The sequence below is a fragment of the Bacillus sp. FSL R5-0712 genome, from assembly GCF_038593285.1.
GTDB lineage: Bacteria > Bacillota > Bacilli > Bacillales > Bacillaceae > Bacillus > Bacillus safensis.
The window spans coordinates 1,311,957-1,327,272 of the sequence record NZ_CP151981.1 but is presented as its reverse complement, the minus strand read 5'-3'; the positions used below and the strand labels follow the sequence as shown (position 1 = coordinate 1,327,272).

Annotated in this window: 14 protein-coding genes, 1 pseudogene and 1 riboswitch; of the genes and pseudogenes, 4 read left to right on the top strand and 11 right to left on the bottom strand. The window is 39.7% G+C overall.

Annotation, left to right across the window (positions count from 1 at the left end):
• Window positions 1-51: 51 nt before the first annotated feature.
• Entirely contained in the window at window positions 52-543 is a 492-nt protein-coding gene (locus tag NSU11_RS06580) for a methylated-DNA--[protein]-cysteine S-methyltransferase (RefSeq protein ID WP_149125707.1), read from the bottom strand.
• 1 nt (window position 544) lies between these two features.
• Window positions 545-2,755, bottom strand: a complete 2,211-nt coding sequence (locus tag NSU11_RS06575) for a PAS domain-containing sensor histidine kinase (RefSeq protein WP_034623371.1) — start codon at window positions 2,753-2,755, stop codon at window positions 545-547.
• A 293-nt stretch (window positions 2,756-3,048) separates the two neighbouring features.
• Between NSU11_RS06575 and NSU11_RS06570 the strand changes: the two genes are divergently transcribed.
• Window positions 3,049-4,068: an acyltransferase family protein gene (locus NSU11_RS06570; RefSeq protein WP_041116436.1), complete on the top strand. Its 1,020-nt coding sequence runs from the start codon at window positions 3,049-3,051 to the stop codon at window positions 4,066-4,068.
• A 28-nt stretch (window positions 4,069-4,096) separates the two neighbouring features.
• Here NSU11_RS06570 and NSU11_RS06565 read toward each other — a convergent pair whose 3' ends face one another.
• The 5 genes from NSU11_RS06565 to htpX form a co-directional block, all read right to left on the bottom strand.
• Window positions 4,097-4,270 (bottom strand): hypothetical protein, encoded by a 174-nt coding sequence (locus NSU11_RS06565; protein ID WP_166644678.1) that lies wholly within the window; start codon window positions 4,268-4,270, stop codon window positions 4,097-4,099.
• A complete protein-coding gene (locus NSU11_RS06560) occupies window positions 4,263-4,427 on the bottom strand; it encodes a hypothetical protein (RefSeq protein ID WP_087975542.1) in 165 nt (54 codons plus the stop codon). The genes NSU11_RS06565 and NSU11_RS06560 overlap by 8 nt, the downstream gene beginning before the upstream one ends.
• Window positions 4,428-4,433: 6 nt before the next feature.
• Window positions 4,434-4,952, bottom strand: coding sequence for a YetF domain-containing protein (locus NSU11_RS06555; RefSeq protein ID WP_024424666.1), 519 nt, complete (start codon window positions 4,950-4,952; stop codon window positions 4,434-4,436).
• Window positions 4,953-5,049: 97 nt separating this feature from the next.
• Window positions 5,050-6,396 (bottom strand): TrkH family potassium uptake protein, encoded by a 1,347-nt coding sequence (locus NSU11_RS06550; RefSeq protein ID WP_342493858.1) that lies wholly within the window; start codon window positions 6,394-6,396, stop codon window positions 5,050-5,052.
• Between the two features lie 144 nt (window positions 6,397-6,540).
• Entirely contained in the window at window positions 6,541-7,440 is a 900-nt protein-coding gene (htpX, locus tag NSU11_RS06545; RefSeq protein ID WP_024424664.1) for a protease HtpX, read from the bottom strand.
• A 278-nt stretch (window positions 7,441-7,718) separates the two neighbouring features.
• Here htpX and NSU11_RS06540 point away from each other — a divergent pair, with 278 nt between their 5' ends.
• Entirely contained in the window at window positions 7,719-8,435 is a 717-nt protein-coding gene (locus NSU11_RS06540) for a DUF1836 domain-containing protein (protein WP_025092320.1), read from the top strand.
• A gap of 123 nt (window positions 8,436-8,558) precedes the next feature.
• Window positions 8,559-8,753, top strand: coding sequence for an alpha/beta-type small acid-soluble spore protein (locus NSU11_RS06535; RefSeq protein ID WP_024424662.1), 195 nt, complete (start codon window positions 8,559-8,561; stop codon window positions 8,751-8,753).
• Between the two features lie 38 nt (window positions 8,754-8,791).
• Here NSU11_RS06535 and NSU11_RS06530 read toward each other — a convergent pair whose 3' ends face one another.
• The 4 genes and pseudogenes from NSU11_RS06530 to NSU11_RS06515 form a co-directional block, all read right to left on the bottom strand.
• A complete protein-coding gene (locus NSU11_RS06530) occupies window positions 8,792-9,970 on the bottom strand; it encodes an anti-sigma factor domain-containing protein (protein ID WP_149125709.1) in 1,179 nt (392 codons plus the stop codon).
• Entirely contained in the window at window positions 9,967-10,722 is a 756-nt protein-coding gene (sigI, locus tag NSU11_RS06525; protein WP_003210952.1) for an RNA polymerase sigma factor SigI, read from the bottom strand. The genes NSU11_RS06530 and sigI overlap by 4 nt, the downstream gene beginning before the upstream one ends.
• A gap of 215 nt (window positions 10,723-10,937) precedes the next feature.
• A pseudogene (locus tag NSU11_RS06520) lies at window positions 10,938-11,829 on the bottom strand (TerC family protein).
• A riboswitch (yybP-ykoY riboswitch) is annotated at window positions 11,825-11,931 on the bottom strand. (Overlaps the previous pseudogene by 5 nt.)
• Window positions 11,932-12,008: 77 nt before the next feature.
• Window positions 12,009-12,623 carry a DedA family protein gene (locus NSU11_RS06515; protein WP_025092317.1) on the bottom strand — a complete coding sequence of 205 codons (615 nt, stop codon included), beginning with the start codon at window positions 12,621-12,623 and terminating at the stop codon, window positions 12,009-12,011.
• Window positions 12,624-12,869: 246 nt separating this feature from the next.
• Here NSU11_RS06515 and NSU11_RS06510 point away from each other — a divergent pair, with 246 nt between their 5' ends.
• Window positions 12,870-15,290: an EAL domain-containing protein gene (locus NSU11_RS06510; protein ID WP_149125710.1), complete on the top strand. Its 2,421-nt coding sequence runs from the start codon at window positions 12,870-12,872 to the stop codon at window positions 15,288-15,290.
• The last annotated feature ends 26 nt before the right edge of the window (window positions 15,291-15,316 follow it).

The window sequence follows — 15,316 nt, the reverse complement described above, 5'->3', positions numbered from 1 at the left end:
CTTAATAAAAGGATATGTCGCTTGACAAACATTTGGAACAGGTCAATCGATTTATTTTTGAACAAATGGGATGCCTTCTAATTCAAGGAGGACCGCTTTCATGTCTGTCTTCGATCCTGCATAGCCCGTCAAAGACCGGTCTTTTCCAATCACCCTGTGACATGGGATAAAAATAGGTAATGCATTTCGTCTGTTAGCTTGTCCGATGGCTCTTACAGCCTTGGGATTGCCAATCGCTTCTGCAATGTCTGCATAGCTTTTTGATTCACCATATGGTATGGCCGACAATGCTCCCCACACCTGCTCTTGGAACGGAGAACCTGTTTGCTTAAGCGGGAGATCGAATATTTGACGCTCACCCTTGAAATATTCATCTAGCTGTTTTTTCGCTTCTTGTAAGACAGGCGTATCTGCTTGCTTTAGATTCGCTGCCTGCTTTTTTGCTAAAAACGGTTCATCATCAAACATCACCTCGATGATGGCACCATCCTTTTCTAGTATGTATAATTCCCCGATAGGTGCGTGATAGACGGTATAATACACGTTACTGCTCTCCTTCTTGTTTCTGCTGCCTAAGTGGCAGCGTGAGATGGAAGACGGTTCCTACGCCTTCCTCACTTTCTACCTCAATGGTTCCTTGATGCTCTTCAATAATTTTATAACTAACCATTAAGCCAAGTCCAGTTCCTCTTTCTTTCGTTGTATAAAAAGGCTCACCTAGACGCTTTAGCTTATCCTCTGCCATTCCGCAGCCTTCATCACGCAGTGAAATGACAATATGCTCCTCGCCCTTCCGCTGAATGCTCACATAGACATTTCCTTTGCGCGGCATGACTTCAATTGCATTTTTTAAAATGTTAATAAAGACCTGCTTTAATTGGTTTTGTTCACAATAAATGAGCGGAATCTCATCCAGCACATTGAGATGCATTTGAACATTGCCAAGATTCGCCTGTGCGTGCAGAAGATCCATCGTGTCTTTCACAATCTGCACCACATTTTTTTCTTCATATACAATGGCTTGCGGTTTCGCTAAAATCAAAAATTCGGTGATGATGGATTCAATTCTTTTCAGCTCTGATGTGATGACATTAAAATAGAGCGAATACTCCCCTTCTATATTTCCTTTTAACAGCTGAATGAAGCCTTTTAAGGCTGTCATCGGGTTTCTAATTTCATGAGCAATTCCAGCGGCAAGCTCTCCGACCACATGAAGGGTATCTGATTTTCTCACCCGCTCTTCTAATTCCTTCCGCTCTGTCACATCTCTAAAGATCGCTAAATTCATATTATGGATAATGTTGCGTTTAAAAGAGAATTCCAGGATACGCTGATCTGGATGGTTCAGTACAAACGGAACCTCATTATCCATTTCATCTAATGACATCGCCTCGGCGGGCTGAGCCAAATTTTCTATTTGATAAGGGGCAAGGATGTGGAAAAGATTCATTTCTGTTAAATGATCGTCCTTCAATTGAAGCAGCTCGCTGGCAGATGGATTGACTTCAATGATTCGGTATTGATTATCAAAAAGAACAATGCCGTCCATTGATCCATTAAATACTTTGCGGAATTTGAGCTCACTTTCGCGCAGCTCCTGCTCCATTCTTTTTCGATCACTTACATTACGTAAAATGGTTAAGTGCTGTCCTTCTAATACCGCATGCTTTGATGTAAACTCAAGCTCTTTATACTGTCCATTTGCCATTTTGAACAATAGCTCTTCCCTTATTTCATGATTCCGGATATAGCGTCTTCTTGTTGGTCTATATCTCTTATCAGATTTGACGAGAAAGTCGGTAAGTTTTTTGCCAATCAGCGAGTGCATAGGTAATTCAAAAATTCGGCAGGCTGATTCATTGGCTCTCACAATCTCTCCATCGTCCGCCCATATGATGATGGCATCCATTGCATTTTCGAAAATTTCTCTAAAGCGTTCTTCACTTTTTAACAGCTTCTCTTCCATCAGCCTTTTTTCTGTAATATCCCGCATGATGGACATATAAAAACCACTCATCACATTTGATGTAATGGTGAGTTCGAATAATTTGTGCTGGCCAGATTGTAGAGTAACAGGAAGCTCTCCTTTTGCTTTTCCTGTTTCTTTAAGTGACGTTAAAAGGTGCTGCAAGGCGGGAAGATTTTCTTCTTCGACAAATTCATGTAAATAGCGATCGGTTAAATCAGTCTTTTGCAGCTCAAAGCTCTGACAAAAAGAATGATTCGCATCAATCATGCAGCCATCCTGATCAAAAATGACCATCCCGTCAATGGCTCGGTCAAACAAATCTTTGAACAGCTGCTCATTCATGGAGCGTTCTCGTTCTAATATTTTCTTTGATGAAATATCTCGCATAACCACTATATACTGCTGATTCATGGTGTCGTGCTCTGCGACAAATTCAATGTATTTTGTTTCGCCATTTTCCAGCTGAATGGAGATTTCTCTTTTTAACGTACCTTTTCGAAAAAATAGATCGAGTGAGCATTCAACTTTATCTTTCGGGATGCCGTATAGGAAATCTAGAACGGATTTATTGAGGAGGTCTTCTTTCGGTGTCTGGACAAGCCTGCAAGTTGCTTCGTTGGCTTGGATGATGTTGAGGTGCTGATCAAATATAAAAATGGCATCGAGCGTCTTATTTAACAGCATTTTTTGCTGCATCAACTCAGTTCGCAAATATTCGTTCTCTTTTTCTAATTTTCTGATATCTCCCGCAGGGGTTAACCTATTGCCATCGAGCGTTTCAGTCATTCTCTTACACTCCTTTTCCAGCCTCATTCCTCTACAATATTTCTACAATATTTTCATTGTTCCTTCATTCGACTCATAAAAAAAGATAACTTTTTACACGAAGACTGTCTCATTTATTTCATTTGGATGACAGGATTGTATAACGATTCACTTTTCTTACGCTTCTTTTACAACCGTTCTACAATTTCACATCAAATAGCGAATTAAGCCAAAATGTATTTTAGAATGAGGCAAATAAGGGAACAGTGCACTTAGAACATTTATGTTCGAAAACGAGCAGGAAAGGTGATGTTATGGCATCCTCACGAGATAGTTATTTTGATAATGCGAAATTCCTTCTGATTTTTCTAGTTGTTTTTGGTCATTTGTTACGATCATTCATTCATGATAATGACTGGATGCTCTATTTATACAAGTTTATTTATACCTTTCACATGCCCGCCTTTATTTTAGTTTCTGGCTTTTTTGCAAAAGGGTTTAGAAAACCAGGCTTTATGAAAAAAGTCGCCGTTAAGCTGATCATCCCATATTTAATCTTTCAGGTGATCTATTCGGTTTACTATTATCTATTACAGGATCAAAGCATGGCCAATTTAAATCCAATTGATCCGCAATGGTCCTTATGGTTTTTAATTAGTTTATTCTTTTGGAACTTGCTGCTTATTCCTTTTTCAAAACTGCCGTTCCACTGGGCGATGATCGTCAGTTTATCAATTGCATTACTTGTCGGTTATGTGGACAGCATCAGCGATACACTCAGCTTATCACGCACGTTTGTCTTCTTGCCTATGTTTTTAGCTGGATTCTATTTAAAAAAGCAGCATTTTGAATTCATCCGTACAAGCAAAGGAAAGCTTGCAGCACTTTTTGTATTAATGGCTGTGTTCCTGTTTTGCTACTTCTATGAATTTGATTATTCCTTCTTATTTGGCTCAAAGTCGTATGCTTCTCTTGGAGATGAAGGAATGATTGCGGCGATGAAACGAATGGCATGGTATTTGCTTGCATTTGGCGCTACATTCAGCTTCTTTGCATTAGTTCCAACACGCCGTTTCTTCTTTACAAAATGGGGAACAAGAACGTTATATGTTTATTTATTACATGGCTTTGTAATCAAACTGCTAAGAACCACTTGGTTTGATGACTGGGCGCTAAATGCAGCAAGTGTACTCATTTTATTGCTGCTGACCATTTTGTTAACCTTTACCCTGTCTAGCACTTTTGTCAAAACCGTTGCACAGCCAGTGATTGAGCTCAAAATGACCAATCTCATGCGAACAATCACCGGCAGGCAAGGCAGTTATATCAAATAAAAAACGATCCTTCATGGATCGTTTTTTTCTATTTCTTATTCTGCTGACATGCAGCATCTTTCTTTGGCTTCACCAATGTATCAATCCATTTGCTGCTGTTAATATCTCCAAGCTCACTGCCAAATTCCTCTTCTAAAATATCTGGGTCCATTGGCTTTTTATGGTCCTTCATCTCTTTGCTCTTCATATGCTTCTTAGTCACGAGATGCTCCCCCTTGTTTTCCTTTATGAGAATTTCGGTTTGCCTGACGATCTCTTGATTGTTCGTCAAATTGGGTTTGTCCTTGATCATGTGCCATGCTTTCTGTCGGCGTCATATTATTTGTTAATGCTTCATTTTTCGCTGCTTTTCTTTTCATCTGCATTCAGTCCTTTTTTGACAGGTTTAGTTCTTCTCTTAATTGGTCAAGGAGTTCTTTCATTTGCTTGACCGTCACTGGCTTTTCCTCAGGTTTTAACTCATAGCCAATTTGTCCATTGGCTTCTAGCGTGGCTTTTTTGAGACAGCTGATGTCAGTGATGCCTTGCTGCTTTAAACGCATTTTAAATTGATCCCTTGTGAGCCTTGTTTTCTTCAGCTTATGATCAAGCATTTCGCCATCCTGTAAAATCACAACCGATTTTCCTGAAAGCAATTTTTCAAAAAAATCCGATTGAATTGACAGCTTTTCCATAATGACAAGTGCCACAATAAAGATGGTAGCTGCATAAATGGTTTCAAGTAAATTATGCTCAATAAAGGGTTGGATAATAATCGATCCGATTGAAATCATAATCACTGTTTGTTGTACAGTTAATTGACTAATGGATTTAGGCCCTGCTATTCTCAGCAGCAAGGTACCAACTAGCAGCATGACAATTGCTTTCCATAATACATCCAGCACGTCTCGTTCACCTCTTACCTATAGATTGCGAACATCCCATATGATTTAGCCAGTTAGATAATGGAAATAAAAAAACAGCATTCAAATGGAATGCTGTTTAACCAATAATGACGCGCTCTTTCGGATAATGATAATTTGCTTCGCTTTCTCTTCGGCCTATTAAATATAAAAAGCTTGGAATGCCGATCCGGCCAATAAACATGACCACCATGATGATACATTTACCAAACACAGTGAGATCTGAGGTGATCCCAAGCGACAGCCCCGTTGTTCCGAAAGCAGAGCAAACTTCAAATAAATTTTCAAGAAGTGTATTATGCTCTGTTAAGGATAACAGGAACGTAGCGCCAAAGACCAAAATAAACGCCATCATGGTTACCATAAGGGATTTATTAATATCCGCTTGATGAAGCTCTCTCTTGAAGATTTTAATGGACTTATTTCCCCTAGCAAAATGAAACAAGGCGAGTAAATTAAGAGCAAACGTAGTTGTCCGAATGCCGCCCCCCACAGAGCTTGGGGAAGCCCCGATAAACATGAGCATACATAAAAATAAAAGCGTCGGTTCCGTCAGCTGCGTAATATCTAACGTTGTCAGCCCCCCGCTTCTTGTTGCAGTCGATTGAAACAAAGAATAGAACAAGATTTCGTGCCAGCTTTTCCCTACAAAACTAAACCCTACTTCAAGTGCATAGATTCCAATCGCTCCAACAACGACAAGGCCGCCGAACGTGAGCGTGGTGATTTTTGTAAACAATGAGAACGATGCGTGCTTACGGTCCTGATTGAACAAATAATCCTTTACTTCCACAAGCACAGGAAAGCCAATCGCTCCAAAGATGATCAGCAGCATCGTAATAAACTGGACGAAATAATCATCTTTGTAAGGGATAAGAGAGCTCCCTGTAATATCGAAGCCACCATTGGTTGTCGCACTAATACTTGAGAAGAAGCCATGCAAGAAAGCGCTTTGCACATCGTAATACTTGAGAAAATACATGCTTAAAATCAGCCCGCCGACAAACTCAATCAGCAAAATTAAATATAAGACCTGCTTCATTAGTTTCACAATTCCAGATAAATTGCTTTGGTTTTGATCTGCCATGATCAGCTTTCTTTCTTTAATTCCAATTCTTTTTCGCATGACAAGCCATACGAAGGTACCGAGCGTCATAATGCCGATGCCTCCAATTTGCAGAACAAACGCAAGGATCCACATCCCTGCCACACTAAATGTTTGTGAGGTGTCGACAACAGTCAGTCCTGTAACACTTACCGCACTCACCGCTGTAAACAAGGCATCAATGAATGTCCATTTGACTCCCTCTTGATGAGCCACTGGCAGGCTGAGAAGAATAAACGACACGGTCACAGCAAGAAAATAATAAAGGGCAATCAACTGAAAAGCTGACAGCCGGTCAATTAGCTTTTTTATAGGATTCATTGTCATTCCTTCTTTTATCTATCTTTTCGAATACCTTTATCATTTTAATGAAAAGAGACATGATTTTAAAGCTATTTTATGCTTTATTTTCTTTTTCATCAAAAAGAAAAAGACATCCTGTTAAAGAATGTCTTTTCGTCTTTCTTATTTTGCTTCTAGCCTTCTGATTCTTTCGTTCAAATCAGGGTGTGTTGAGAAAAGAGAAGCTTTTCGTTTACCGCTGATTTTCAGTGTAGCGACTGCTGTTTGATCATCATCTTTGATTCTTGACGTATACGCCTCAAGTGAACGAAGCGCATGAATCATTTTGTCTTTACCTGCAAGGTCGGCTCCGCCGCGGTCTGCATGGAATTCACGGTGTCTAGAATATGCAAACACGACAAGGCTTCCTAGGATAGAGAAAATGATTTGGAAGACAATCACAGCGATAAAGTGAACAATCGGCACAAGCTCTTCACGTGAAACAAAACGGCTTGCGATCCATGCCGCAATTCTTGAAAGGAACACAACAAACGTGTTGACGATTCCTTGAAGCAGCGTCATCGTCACCATATCACCATTCGCAACGTGAGCGACTTCGTGGGCGATGACACCTTCAACTGCTGCATCATCCATTTCATGAAGCAATCCAGTTGATACCGCAACAAGTGATCTTCTCTTAGAAGGACCTGTTGCAAATGCATTCACTTCAGATGATTGATAAATACCAACCTCAGGCATTTTAGAAAGACCTGCTGCTCTTGAAAGTCTGTGCACGCGGTCAACAAGCTGCTGCTCATCATATGTTAATGAATCCTTTTCTGGATTTAACACACGTACACCCATCATCATTTTTGCCATCCAGCGAGACATTGCAAGTGACATAAACGAGCCAACAAAACCAACAACTGCACTGAATACAAGAAGATAAAGGATATTAAGTCTTCCGTCTGCTCCTATATAAGAACCAACACCAGTTGCTGCACTAATAACCGACAGTACAATACCAATCGTAGTGATAACAAGAATGTTCGTTAATATAAACAGAAATATTCTCTTACCCATACATAACCTCCGTTGTCATATTAAGTTCAAATGAACTTATTAATAAAATTATAAAAATAAACGTCTCAAATTGCAAGGAAAAAGGAATTACTTTCTCTGTTTATCATAACGGCTAAAGCCCCATCACATCAATATTTACGACATTTGCCCCAGCAGAAAAGTGAACAAATTGTGACGCACAGGTCTGAATTTGAGTTTATTTTGCATTTTCATCAAAAAGAGACTATGATGTTGAATTAGATCAATAATCACGTTTTGACGTACAAATGAGGTGGAACATGGTTACTTTTAAATTAACGAGAATTGACATGACAAGACTTCTGTATTCTCTAAAAGGAGAGGGAGATCTGACTCCGCTTCAGCTTTTGAAACTATCTGTAAAAAATGGCAAGGATCATGACTATGATGAATTAAAGATCCCGTCTTTTTTTGAGAAGCTTGAACGGCGGAAGCAAAAATCAGAGCATGGTCTTTCTACAAATGAAATTGTTGAGCTTGGCAACTTGTGTGAGCTGACTTCTCTTAAATCGACGGCGATTCAAAATTGGATCAAACGTGATATTAAAGATATGATTGGCCATCCAGAGCTTGGCAAGAAGTACTCTATTGATCAGGTCGTTATTTTATTAATTGTCAGGGATTTAAAATCAGTTTTTGACTTCGATACCATTCGTATGATCTTATCTGCCTTATTTAACACCATCACAGATCGAACAGATGATATTATTAGTCCAATCCGTTTTTATGAAGCATATGCGCACGTCCTTGATTTTATTTATCACCATACACAATTTCCATTAAAGGAAACAAATTTACGAGAAATAACTGAGGAGCAGACAGACAAGCTCCATGACGAGTTTACAGAATTGACGAAGAGCCAATGGAATTTGATTAAAGGCATTATCAGTTCTACCGTCTTCTCTGTATTTACTTCTCATTTGCAAAGTACAGCTCAAGAAATGATGTATAATACGCTTCAGCTGAATAAGGGATAAATAAGAACCGAGGTGACCTTCATCATCTCGGTTTTTTTGTACAGCAATTGCCAGCATAAATGTGCGGCTTTTTTTTCAAAATAAGAAGGCGCAACAAACATGAGGTGAAAGGAGGAATATGACATGGCAAATCGAAATCAACTTCTTGTTCCTGGAGTAGAACAAGCTTTAGATCAATTTAAATACGAGATCGCTCAAGAATTTGGCGTCACTCTCGGTTCAGATACAGTCTCACGTGCAAACGGTTCTGTTGGCGGTGAAATCACAAAAAGACTCGTTCAACAGGCTCAATCACAAATGGGCAATCAATCTAAATAAAGACATGGTGAAATACGCCGGAGCTAATCTGGCGTTTTTTATTGTTCATATGTGTGCTCATGCCGGTTATCGCGATAAGGAAACGGTGCACCTTTCCCTTTTTGCTTCACATGTTCTCTTTTTTGTTCAGCGGATGGATTGTTCTGATCCCTGCCGTTTTTTTTTGCATGTTTTTCCGCATCACCACGTGATGTGCCGTTCCAGTGTCTTCTTTCATCAGGATTAGTTGATTGATTTTTTTTTTGCTCTTTATCGAAAGAATGATCCTTTTCTTCCTTTATCTTGTTGTCTTTGCTTGCATCATCAGGTTTTTGAGGCTTTTGAACAGATCCTTGCTCTTCCCTCTCTGCCTCCTTCTGCTCTTTGTCCTCAGCTTCAGGAGCCTCTTGATCTGGCTGCATCTCTTCGCTATCGTCTGTCTTTACGTCTTCTTGTTTGTCTTTTTCTGCTTGTTCTTCATCATGTTTCTTAGGATCTTCTTCCTTCACAGCATCGTTATCTGCTCCGTCTTCATCCTTTTTGATGTCTTCATGTTCTTGATCTTGCATTTCTTGATTTCTAATATATGTTCCTGTTGAAATACCTGCCTTTTGAGCCTTTTCTCTTGTTTCCATGTCACTTTCCACAGTTTCCAGCTTATAATTGCGTTTTTGATATTCACCAGAAATGGTGTTAATTTTGCTTTTTACGTTTGTTTTATATGTATTGTCCTGCTTGTTTTCATAAACGGTTGAAATATAAATACTTTTAGAATGGTTCACATATCCTTTTTTGTCACAGTCATCTATAATTTCCTGGACGACTTTGGTCATGTCGTTTTTTTCTAAATCCTTCATACTCGCCAGTACTTGCTTTGCATCTTTATTCAGCGGTGTGACACCGATCACTTGATAATTGTGATCAAGCTTCAGCTCAAAGCTTGGGTTAATATCAATTGTCATATACGCATATGCTTTTTGACTTGAGAAAGATGGCATCATAGTAAAAATTACGACAATAATCGCTGCTATTGATAGGATTCCTGCATTTAACGGACGTAAACGAAGCAGGTCAAAAAAACCGGCTCTTTTTCTTTCGAGACGTGATTCATTCGGAAATGTCACTTCTTGGCCGATTTCATAGTTTTGCTCTTCATATTTAGTCCGCAGAAATTGTCCATCAGGGGTCAGCAGCGTGACATATTTTTTGTTTTTCTCTACTATAATGCCTCTTCTCATGAATTAAGCACCCCTTTAAGGTAATCTTTCAAATACACATAATCACCTGTCATAATGATCGCCATCGCAATGATATATTTTCTATTTCTCTCAATCGTTTTGCGGCTGACTTCCACTAACTTTTCCAGCTGTTTGACAGGCAATTGTTTCTTCTGAAATAAAATGGTTCTCAGCTCATCGTGTTCAACGAGTGTATGGGCTACTTTAATGGCATTTTGCCTGGCATCTGCATGCTTTGGTGAATGCTCAAGCAGCTCTTGAAACGTGAGACCGTATACTTTCAATCGTTCTTTAAAATGTTCAATCTCTTCTCTTCTATGTTCTTGTTCAATTAAACGCCTATATTCATTTGCGGAGAGCTCGGCTTCAATCATGCTTTGAGAGTATTCGCCGTTCTCACTTTCTTGCAGGTCCATTTGAACCGTTGGCGCATTTCTTGCTTCTTTTCGAATATAGTCAATCACTTTTCTTTTAATAATTAATTCTGCGAAAGCAAGCAGTGAGTTTCCTTTTTCGGCAGAGTATTTTTCTATCGCTTCATTAAAGGCTATTAAGCCTATGCTGAATTCATCATCTTTTTCATCTATATATCGTTTACAAACGGATGAAACCGTCTTAGCGACAAATGGTTTGTATTGCTCTATTAATGCATTTTGCAGTTCGATATCACCTTGTTGAATACTGATAGCCGACTGCTCTAATGTTTGCTTTTTCTTTCCTTTTTTAAACAAAAGGCTAAGCAATGGTTTCACCTCAGTTCTCCCTATATTACTCATTTATGATAGCTAATTTATGAGGGAAGCGCAAAGGAAGAAATGAGGAATTCATTTCCTGTTACTCAATTATGACATGTATGTCACCATCTACTTTACAATGTTTCGTCTAAAAGCAAAGAAATAAGGGGGTATCTCCCCCTTATTTGTAATATACGTGTTATGAAAATGAAATGATATTTCTTTCAAAAAACCTACTCTCCCAGGCGTGCCTCTTGCTTCTCCTCGTTTTCCTGCCCGCCTTTTCTTGATGGACTTGATAAAAACCAGCCAAATGCTGCAATTGCGAGAAGCACTGTCCAGAAAATGACTTTCCATAATGCTGAATGGATAAAATGAGACGATACGACCCCAATAGCTGGATGTGACAGTGTATAAAGCGTGAGCTTCACACCCACCCATCCGACAATGACAAATGCTGCTGTTTCTAGGCTCGGTCTTGTTTTGAGCAGTTTCACAAAGACAGTTGCTGCAAATCGCATAATCACAAGACCAATGATACCGCCTAAAAGAATGACAATAAATTGACCGCCATCGAGTCCACCGATTTGCGGAAGACTTGTTTTTGGCAGTGTCACAGCTAAAGCGACGGCCGCTAAAATGGAATCTACGGCAAAAGCAATGTCAGCCAGCTCTACTTTCACGACTGTTGCCCAGAAGCCGCTTTGTTTCACATTTGTTTCAGTTTCCTTTTTCTTAAATACGTGCGATTTTAAAATATGGTGAATGGAAATATAAAGAAGATAAATTGCACCAATGGCTTGAACTTGCCACACATCCACTAAAAACGAAATAAGAAACAGAGAACCAAACCGCATGACAAACGCACCTGCAAGTCCGTAAAACAATGCCTTTTTTCTTTGTTTTTCAGGAAGGTGTTTGACCATCACGGCCATGACCAGCGCGTTATCAGCTGCTAAAATCCCTTCTAATCCAATCAGTACGAGCAGAACCCACCCGTACTCTAAAATAATAGCTGCATCCATCATCATTCCTCCTTGTTTTTATCTATTGTCCCACAACAGACAAAGGCTTATGAATGCAAAAAAGACCTTTGCCTGTAATGGCAAAGGTCTTGCTAGACATGTGATATGTAGAATCATGCCAACAAAGCCGATGAACATCAGTCCATGTAATGACGACTTTGTTTCCGGTAAAAACCGGACGCTACTCCCCTTTGGCGGGATTTAGAATATTTAGATTACTTATATCATAATCAATAGACACTGGATTGTCAACAGCTGACTTTCTGTTCAATCCAGTGATTAGGCAGTTGGCGTTTCTGTTTTTCTTTTTCTTCGTTTTATCAATAGGTAGACAACAAACAATAACACAACACCGATCCCAATTGGTAAAAGATAAGGATCTATCATGGCGCCAACCTCTTTCCAGTTCTCCCCAAGCATAAACCCAAGATACACATACACAAACGTAATTGGTGTAATTGCCAAAAACGTATACAAGCAAAAGACCCACACATTCATCTTGGCAATACCGCACGGGATGGAGATCAGCGTTCTGACTCCTGGTATGAACCGGCCGCTGAATGCGACGAATCCGCCATGCTTTTCAAAGAAAGCATCCGATTTATCAAGCGACTCAGGTTTTATAAAAAAGTACTTTCCATATTTATTTAAGAAGGGTCTGCCGCCGTAACGTCCTAACCAGTACAAGGTCAAAGGACCAGCCACGCCGCCAATGGAGCCGGCCGCCACAACACCGATAAAAGCCATGTCCCCTTCTGAGACCCAGTAACCCGCAAGAGGCAAAACCACTTCAGCAGGTACAAATTCAATGCATAATGCGAGGAAGATGCCAAAGTATGACAAGTTCTTAAAGGCATCAGCTAAAGAAATAATAAAATCTTCGATGTTTATCAATCCCTTTCAAACATAATCATTTGACTGATTCTATCTCTTTTAGAATCACACCATATATTAAACGAATAAAACCGAAGAAACGATTCGCTTTTCGTCGTTTTTTTACATTAAATTTGATTTTACTATAAAAGAAGGGTGAAAAAAACGTTGATTATTGTATTTAAGTGAAGGAAAGGTGAACACAGAAGCCATTCGATCCGATATATTAAGTATATGTCTGTTTTAAAGTACAGGAGGTTTTCTTACATGACCCATTTAACAGGAAGCTACAATGGATGGCTTGTCTTTCTGTCAATCGCTGTCGCCGCTGTTGCCTCCTACTCAGCTCTTCATATAGCCAGCAGGGTAGCACAATCAAGCGGTGCAAAGAAAAAGGTATGGCTGCTCATTGGTGCAATGATCATGGGAATGGGGATATGGTCGATGCATTTTATTGGCATGATGGCATTTCAAATGCGTGTTGGCATCACATATGATACATCCTTACTGATTTTATCGATTTTGGCCTCATTTATCGGATCCTTGATCGCTTTTTCAATATGCATTCAAAAGCAGCTCTCTAGAAGACGGCTGCTCATTAGTTCAATCACCATGGGTTCAGCTATTTGCAGCATGCATTATCTTGGAATGGAATCAATGGCCAATGTCTCAATCAGCTATGATCCAGTCCTCTTTTTTCTTTCGTTTTTCATTGCTGCCATTACCTCCTACTTCTCATTGAAACTCTTCTTTCGTGTTGACCGCACGAAAAGTAAACGGGAGAATTATCTTTTAAAGGGTCTCGGTTCAATGTTGATGGGCGGTGCTATAGCAGGTATGCATTATACTGGTATGGCTGCCTCTACCATGTTTTATCATTCAAATGGACAGGCTACTATAGGTGGATCTCTTGAAATGTCGCCATTCAGTCTGTCGATTTTTGTCGGCTTAATGACACTTATAGTCCAAACACTGATGATTTTTGGGGCCTATATTGATCACCGGATCATGACGCAGTCAGATCAGCTGAAAGAAAATGAACAACGGTTTCAATCGCTTATCAAACATAATATAGACGGCATTATCGTGTTATCTGTCGATCGAAAGGTTCTTTCTGCAAATGACTCTGGTAAACAAATCTTAGAGTTGTACAATTCTAAGATTGGTGATGATGTCAGCCAATATGTGATGCCGACTGAGTTGTGGGAAGAATTTATTTCTCAGTCAAAAAAAGCTATCACACGCGAAGCAGAACTGAAAACAGCAGATCGTTTTTATTATTATCATGTCACTTACATACCTGTTCATGTGAACAATTCACTCGACAGCATTTATCTTGTTTTAAAAGATTTAACGCAGCAGCGGATTGCAGAAAAGGAAATTCATGTGATGGCACATTATGATGCACTAACAGAGCTTCCTAACCGCCGCCACGGCATCAATCATTTAAATGATGTTCTCTCCGCTCAAGAAAAGTCAAAAACATCAACAGCAGTTCTGTTTCTGGACTTAAATCGTTTTAAAATTATTAATGATGCACTCGGGCATAACATAGGAGATTTACTGCTGAAAGCTGCCGCAAACAGACTGACGCAATGTTTACCGGACAATGGCTTTATCGCAAGACTTGGCGGTGATGAATTTTTAATGATCTTTCCCCACATGGATCATGATACACATAAAATCGAACAATTTTCTAAAAATATCATCCATCAATTTGAACGTCCTTTTTTCATCCAGAACCATCAGCTTATTACGTCAATCAGCATTGGGATCGCCATCTCTCCGCAAAATGGCAAAGACGGAATGGAGCTGATGAGAAAAGCCGATATGGCCATGTATTTATCCAAAAAACATAAGCAGAGCCGTTATGAGTTCTTTACCGAATCCATGGAAAGATTAAGTGAGGACAGGTTAAACCGGGAGCTGGAGCTGAGGGATGCCATTCAAAGAGAGCAATTTGTCCTTCACTACCAGCCGCAAGTCAGTGCCAAAACAAGAAAGATGACTGGGGTTGAAGCCCTTTTGAGAATGAAGGCACCAGATGGGTCCTTAAAATCACCTGAGGCTTTTATTGAGCTGGCAGAGGAATCAGGTCTGATCATTGATATTGGCAGATGGGTCATTGATACGGCTGGCAAACAGGCAAAAAAGTGGTATGACGATGGGCTGAAAATTCCTGTGGCTGTCAATTTATCTGCGAAACAATTCAATTCTGAAGACTTAATTGATTTGATCAAGCTCACACTGAAAAAATACGACCTGAAACCGTCACTCTTGGAGCTTGAAGTCACAGAAAGTATGACAATGGACAATATCAAGCAATCAAAACAGGTGTTAACATCGCTAAAACAGCTTGGCGTCCGCATTAGTATTGATGATTTCGGTACAGGCCACAGCTCATTAAGCTATTTAAAGGATTTACCGATTCATCGACTGAAAATTGATAAATCCTTTATTGAGGATATTTTAAGTGATTCAAAGTCTGAACAGATTACAGGGGCTATTATAGCGATGGGACACCAGTTATCTCTCGAAGTGATAGCAGAAGGTGTTGAAACGTTTGCACAGGCTCAGCTATTATCTGCCCAGGGCTGTGACGACCTGCAGGGGTTTTATTATGCCAAACCGCTGCCAGCAAGCGATATTGAAAAATTCATCGCCTATCCGGCGCTGCTTGACACATAAAAAAGGTGCCAATGATGGCACCTTCC

What these genes read in the sequence shown, in the direction of transcription:
- NSU11_RS06575 (WP_034623371.1), bottom strand. Translation starts at nt 2,755, where the DNA reads ATGACTGAAACGCTCGATGGCAATAGGTTAACCCCTGCGGGAGATATC.
- NSU11_RS06570 (WP_041116436.1), top strand. Translation starts at nt 3,049, where the DNA reads ATGGCATCCTCACGAGATAGTTATTTTGATAATGCGAAATTCCTTCTG.
- NSU11_RS06560 (WP_087975542.1), bottom strand. Translation starts at nt 4,427, where the DNA reads ATGAAAAGAAAAGCAGCGAAAAATGAAGCATTAACAAATAATATGACG.
- NSU11_RS06550 (WP_342493858.1), bottom strand. Translation starts at nt 6,396, where the DNA reads ATGAATCCTATAAAAAAGCTAATTGACCGGCTGTCAGCTTTTCAGTTG.
- htpX (WP_024424664.1), bottom strand. Translation starts at nt 7,440, where the DNA reads ATGGGTAAGAGAATATTTCTGTTTATATTAACGAACATTCTTGTTATC.
- NSU11_RS06540 (WP_025092320.1), top strand. Translation starts at nt 7,719, where the DNA reads ATGGTTACTTTTAAATTAACGAGAATTGACATGACAAGACTTCTGTAT.
- NSU11_RS06535 (WP_024424662.1), top strand. Translation starts at nt 8,559, where the DNA reads ATGGCAAATCGAAATCAACTTCTTGTTCCTGGAGTAGAACAAGCTTTA.
- NSU11_RS06530 (WP_149125709.1), bottom strand. Translation starts at nt 9,970, where the DNA reads ATGAGAAGAGGCATTATAGTAGAGAAAAACAAAAAATATGTCACGCTG.
- NSU11_RS06510 (WP_149125710.1), top strand. Translation starts at nt 12,870, where the DNA reads ATGACCCATTTAACAGGAAGCTACAATGGATGGCTTGTCTTTCTGTCA.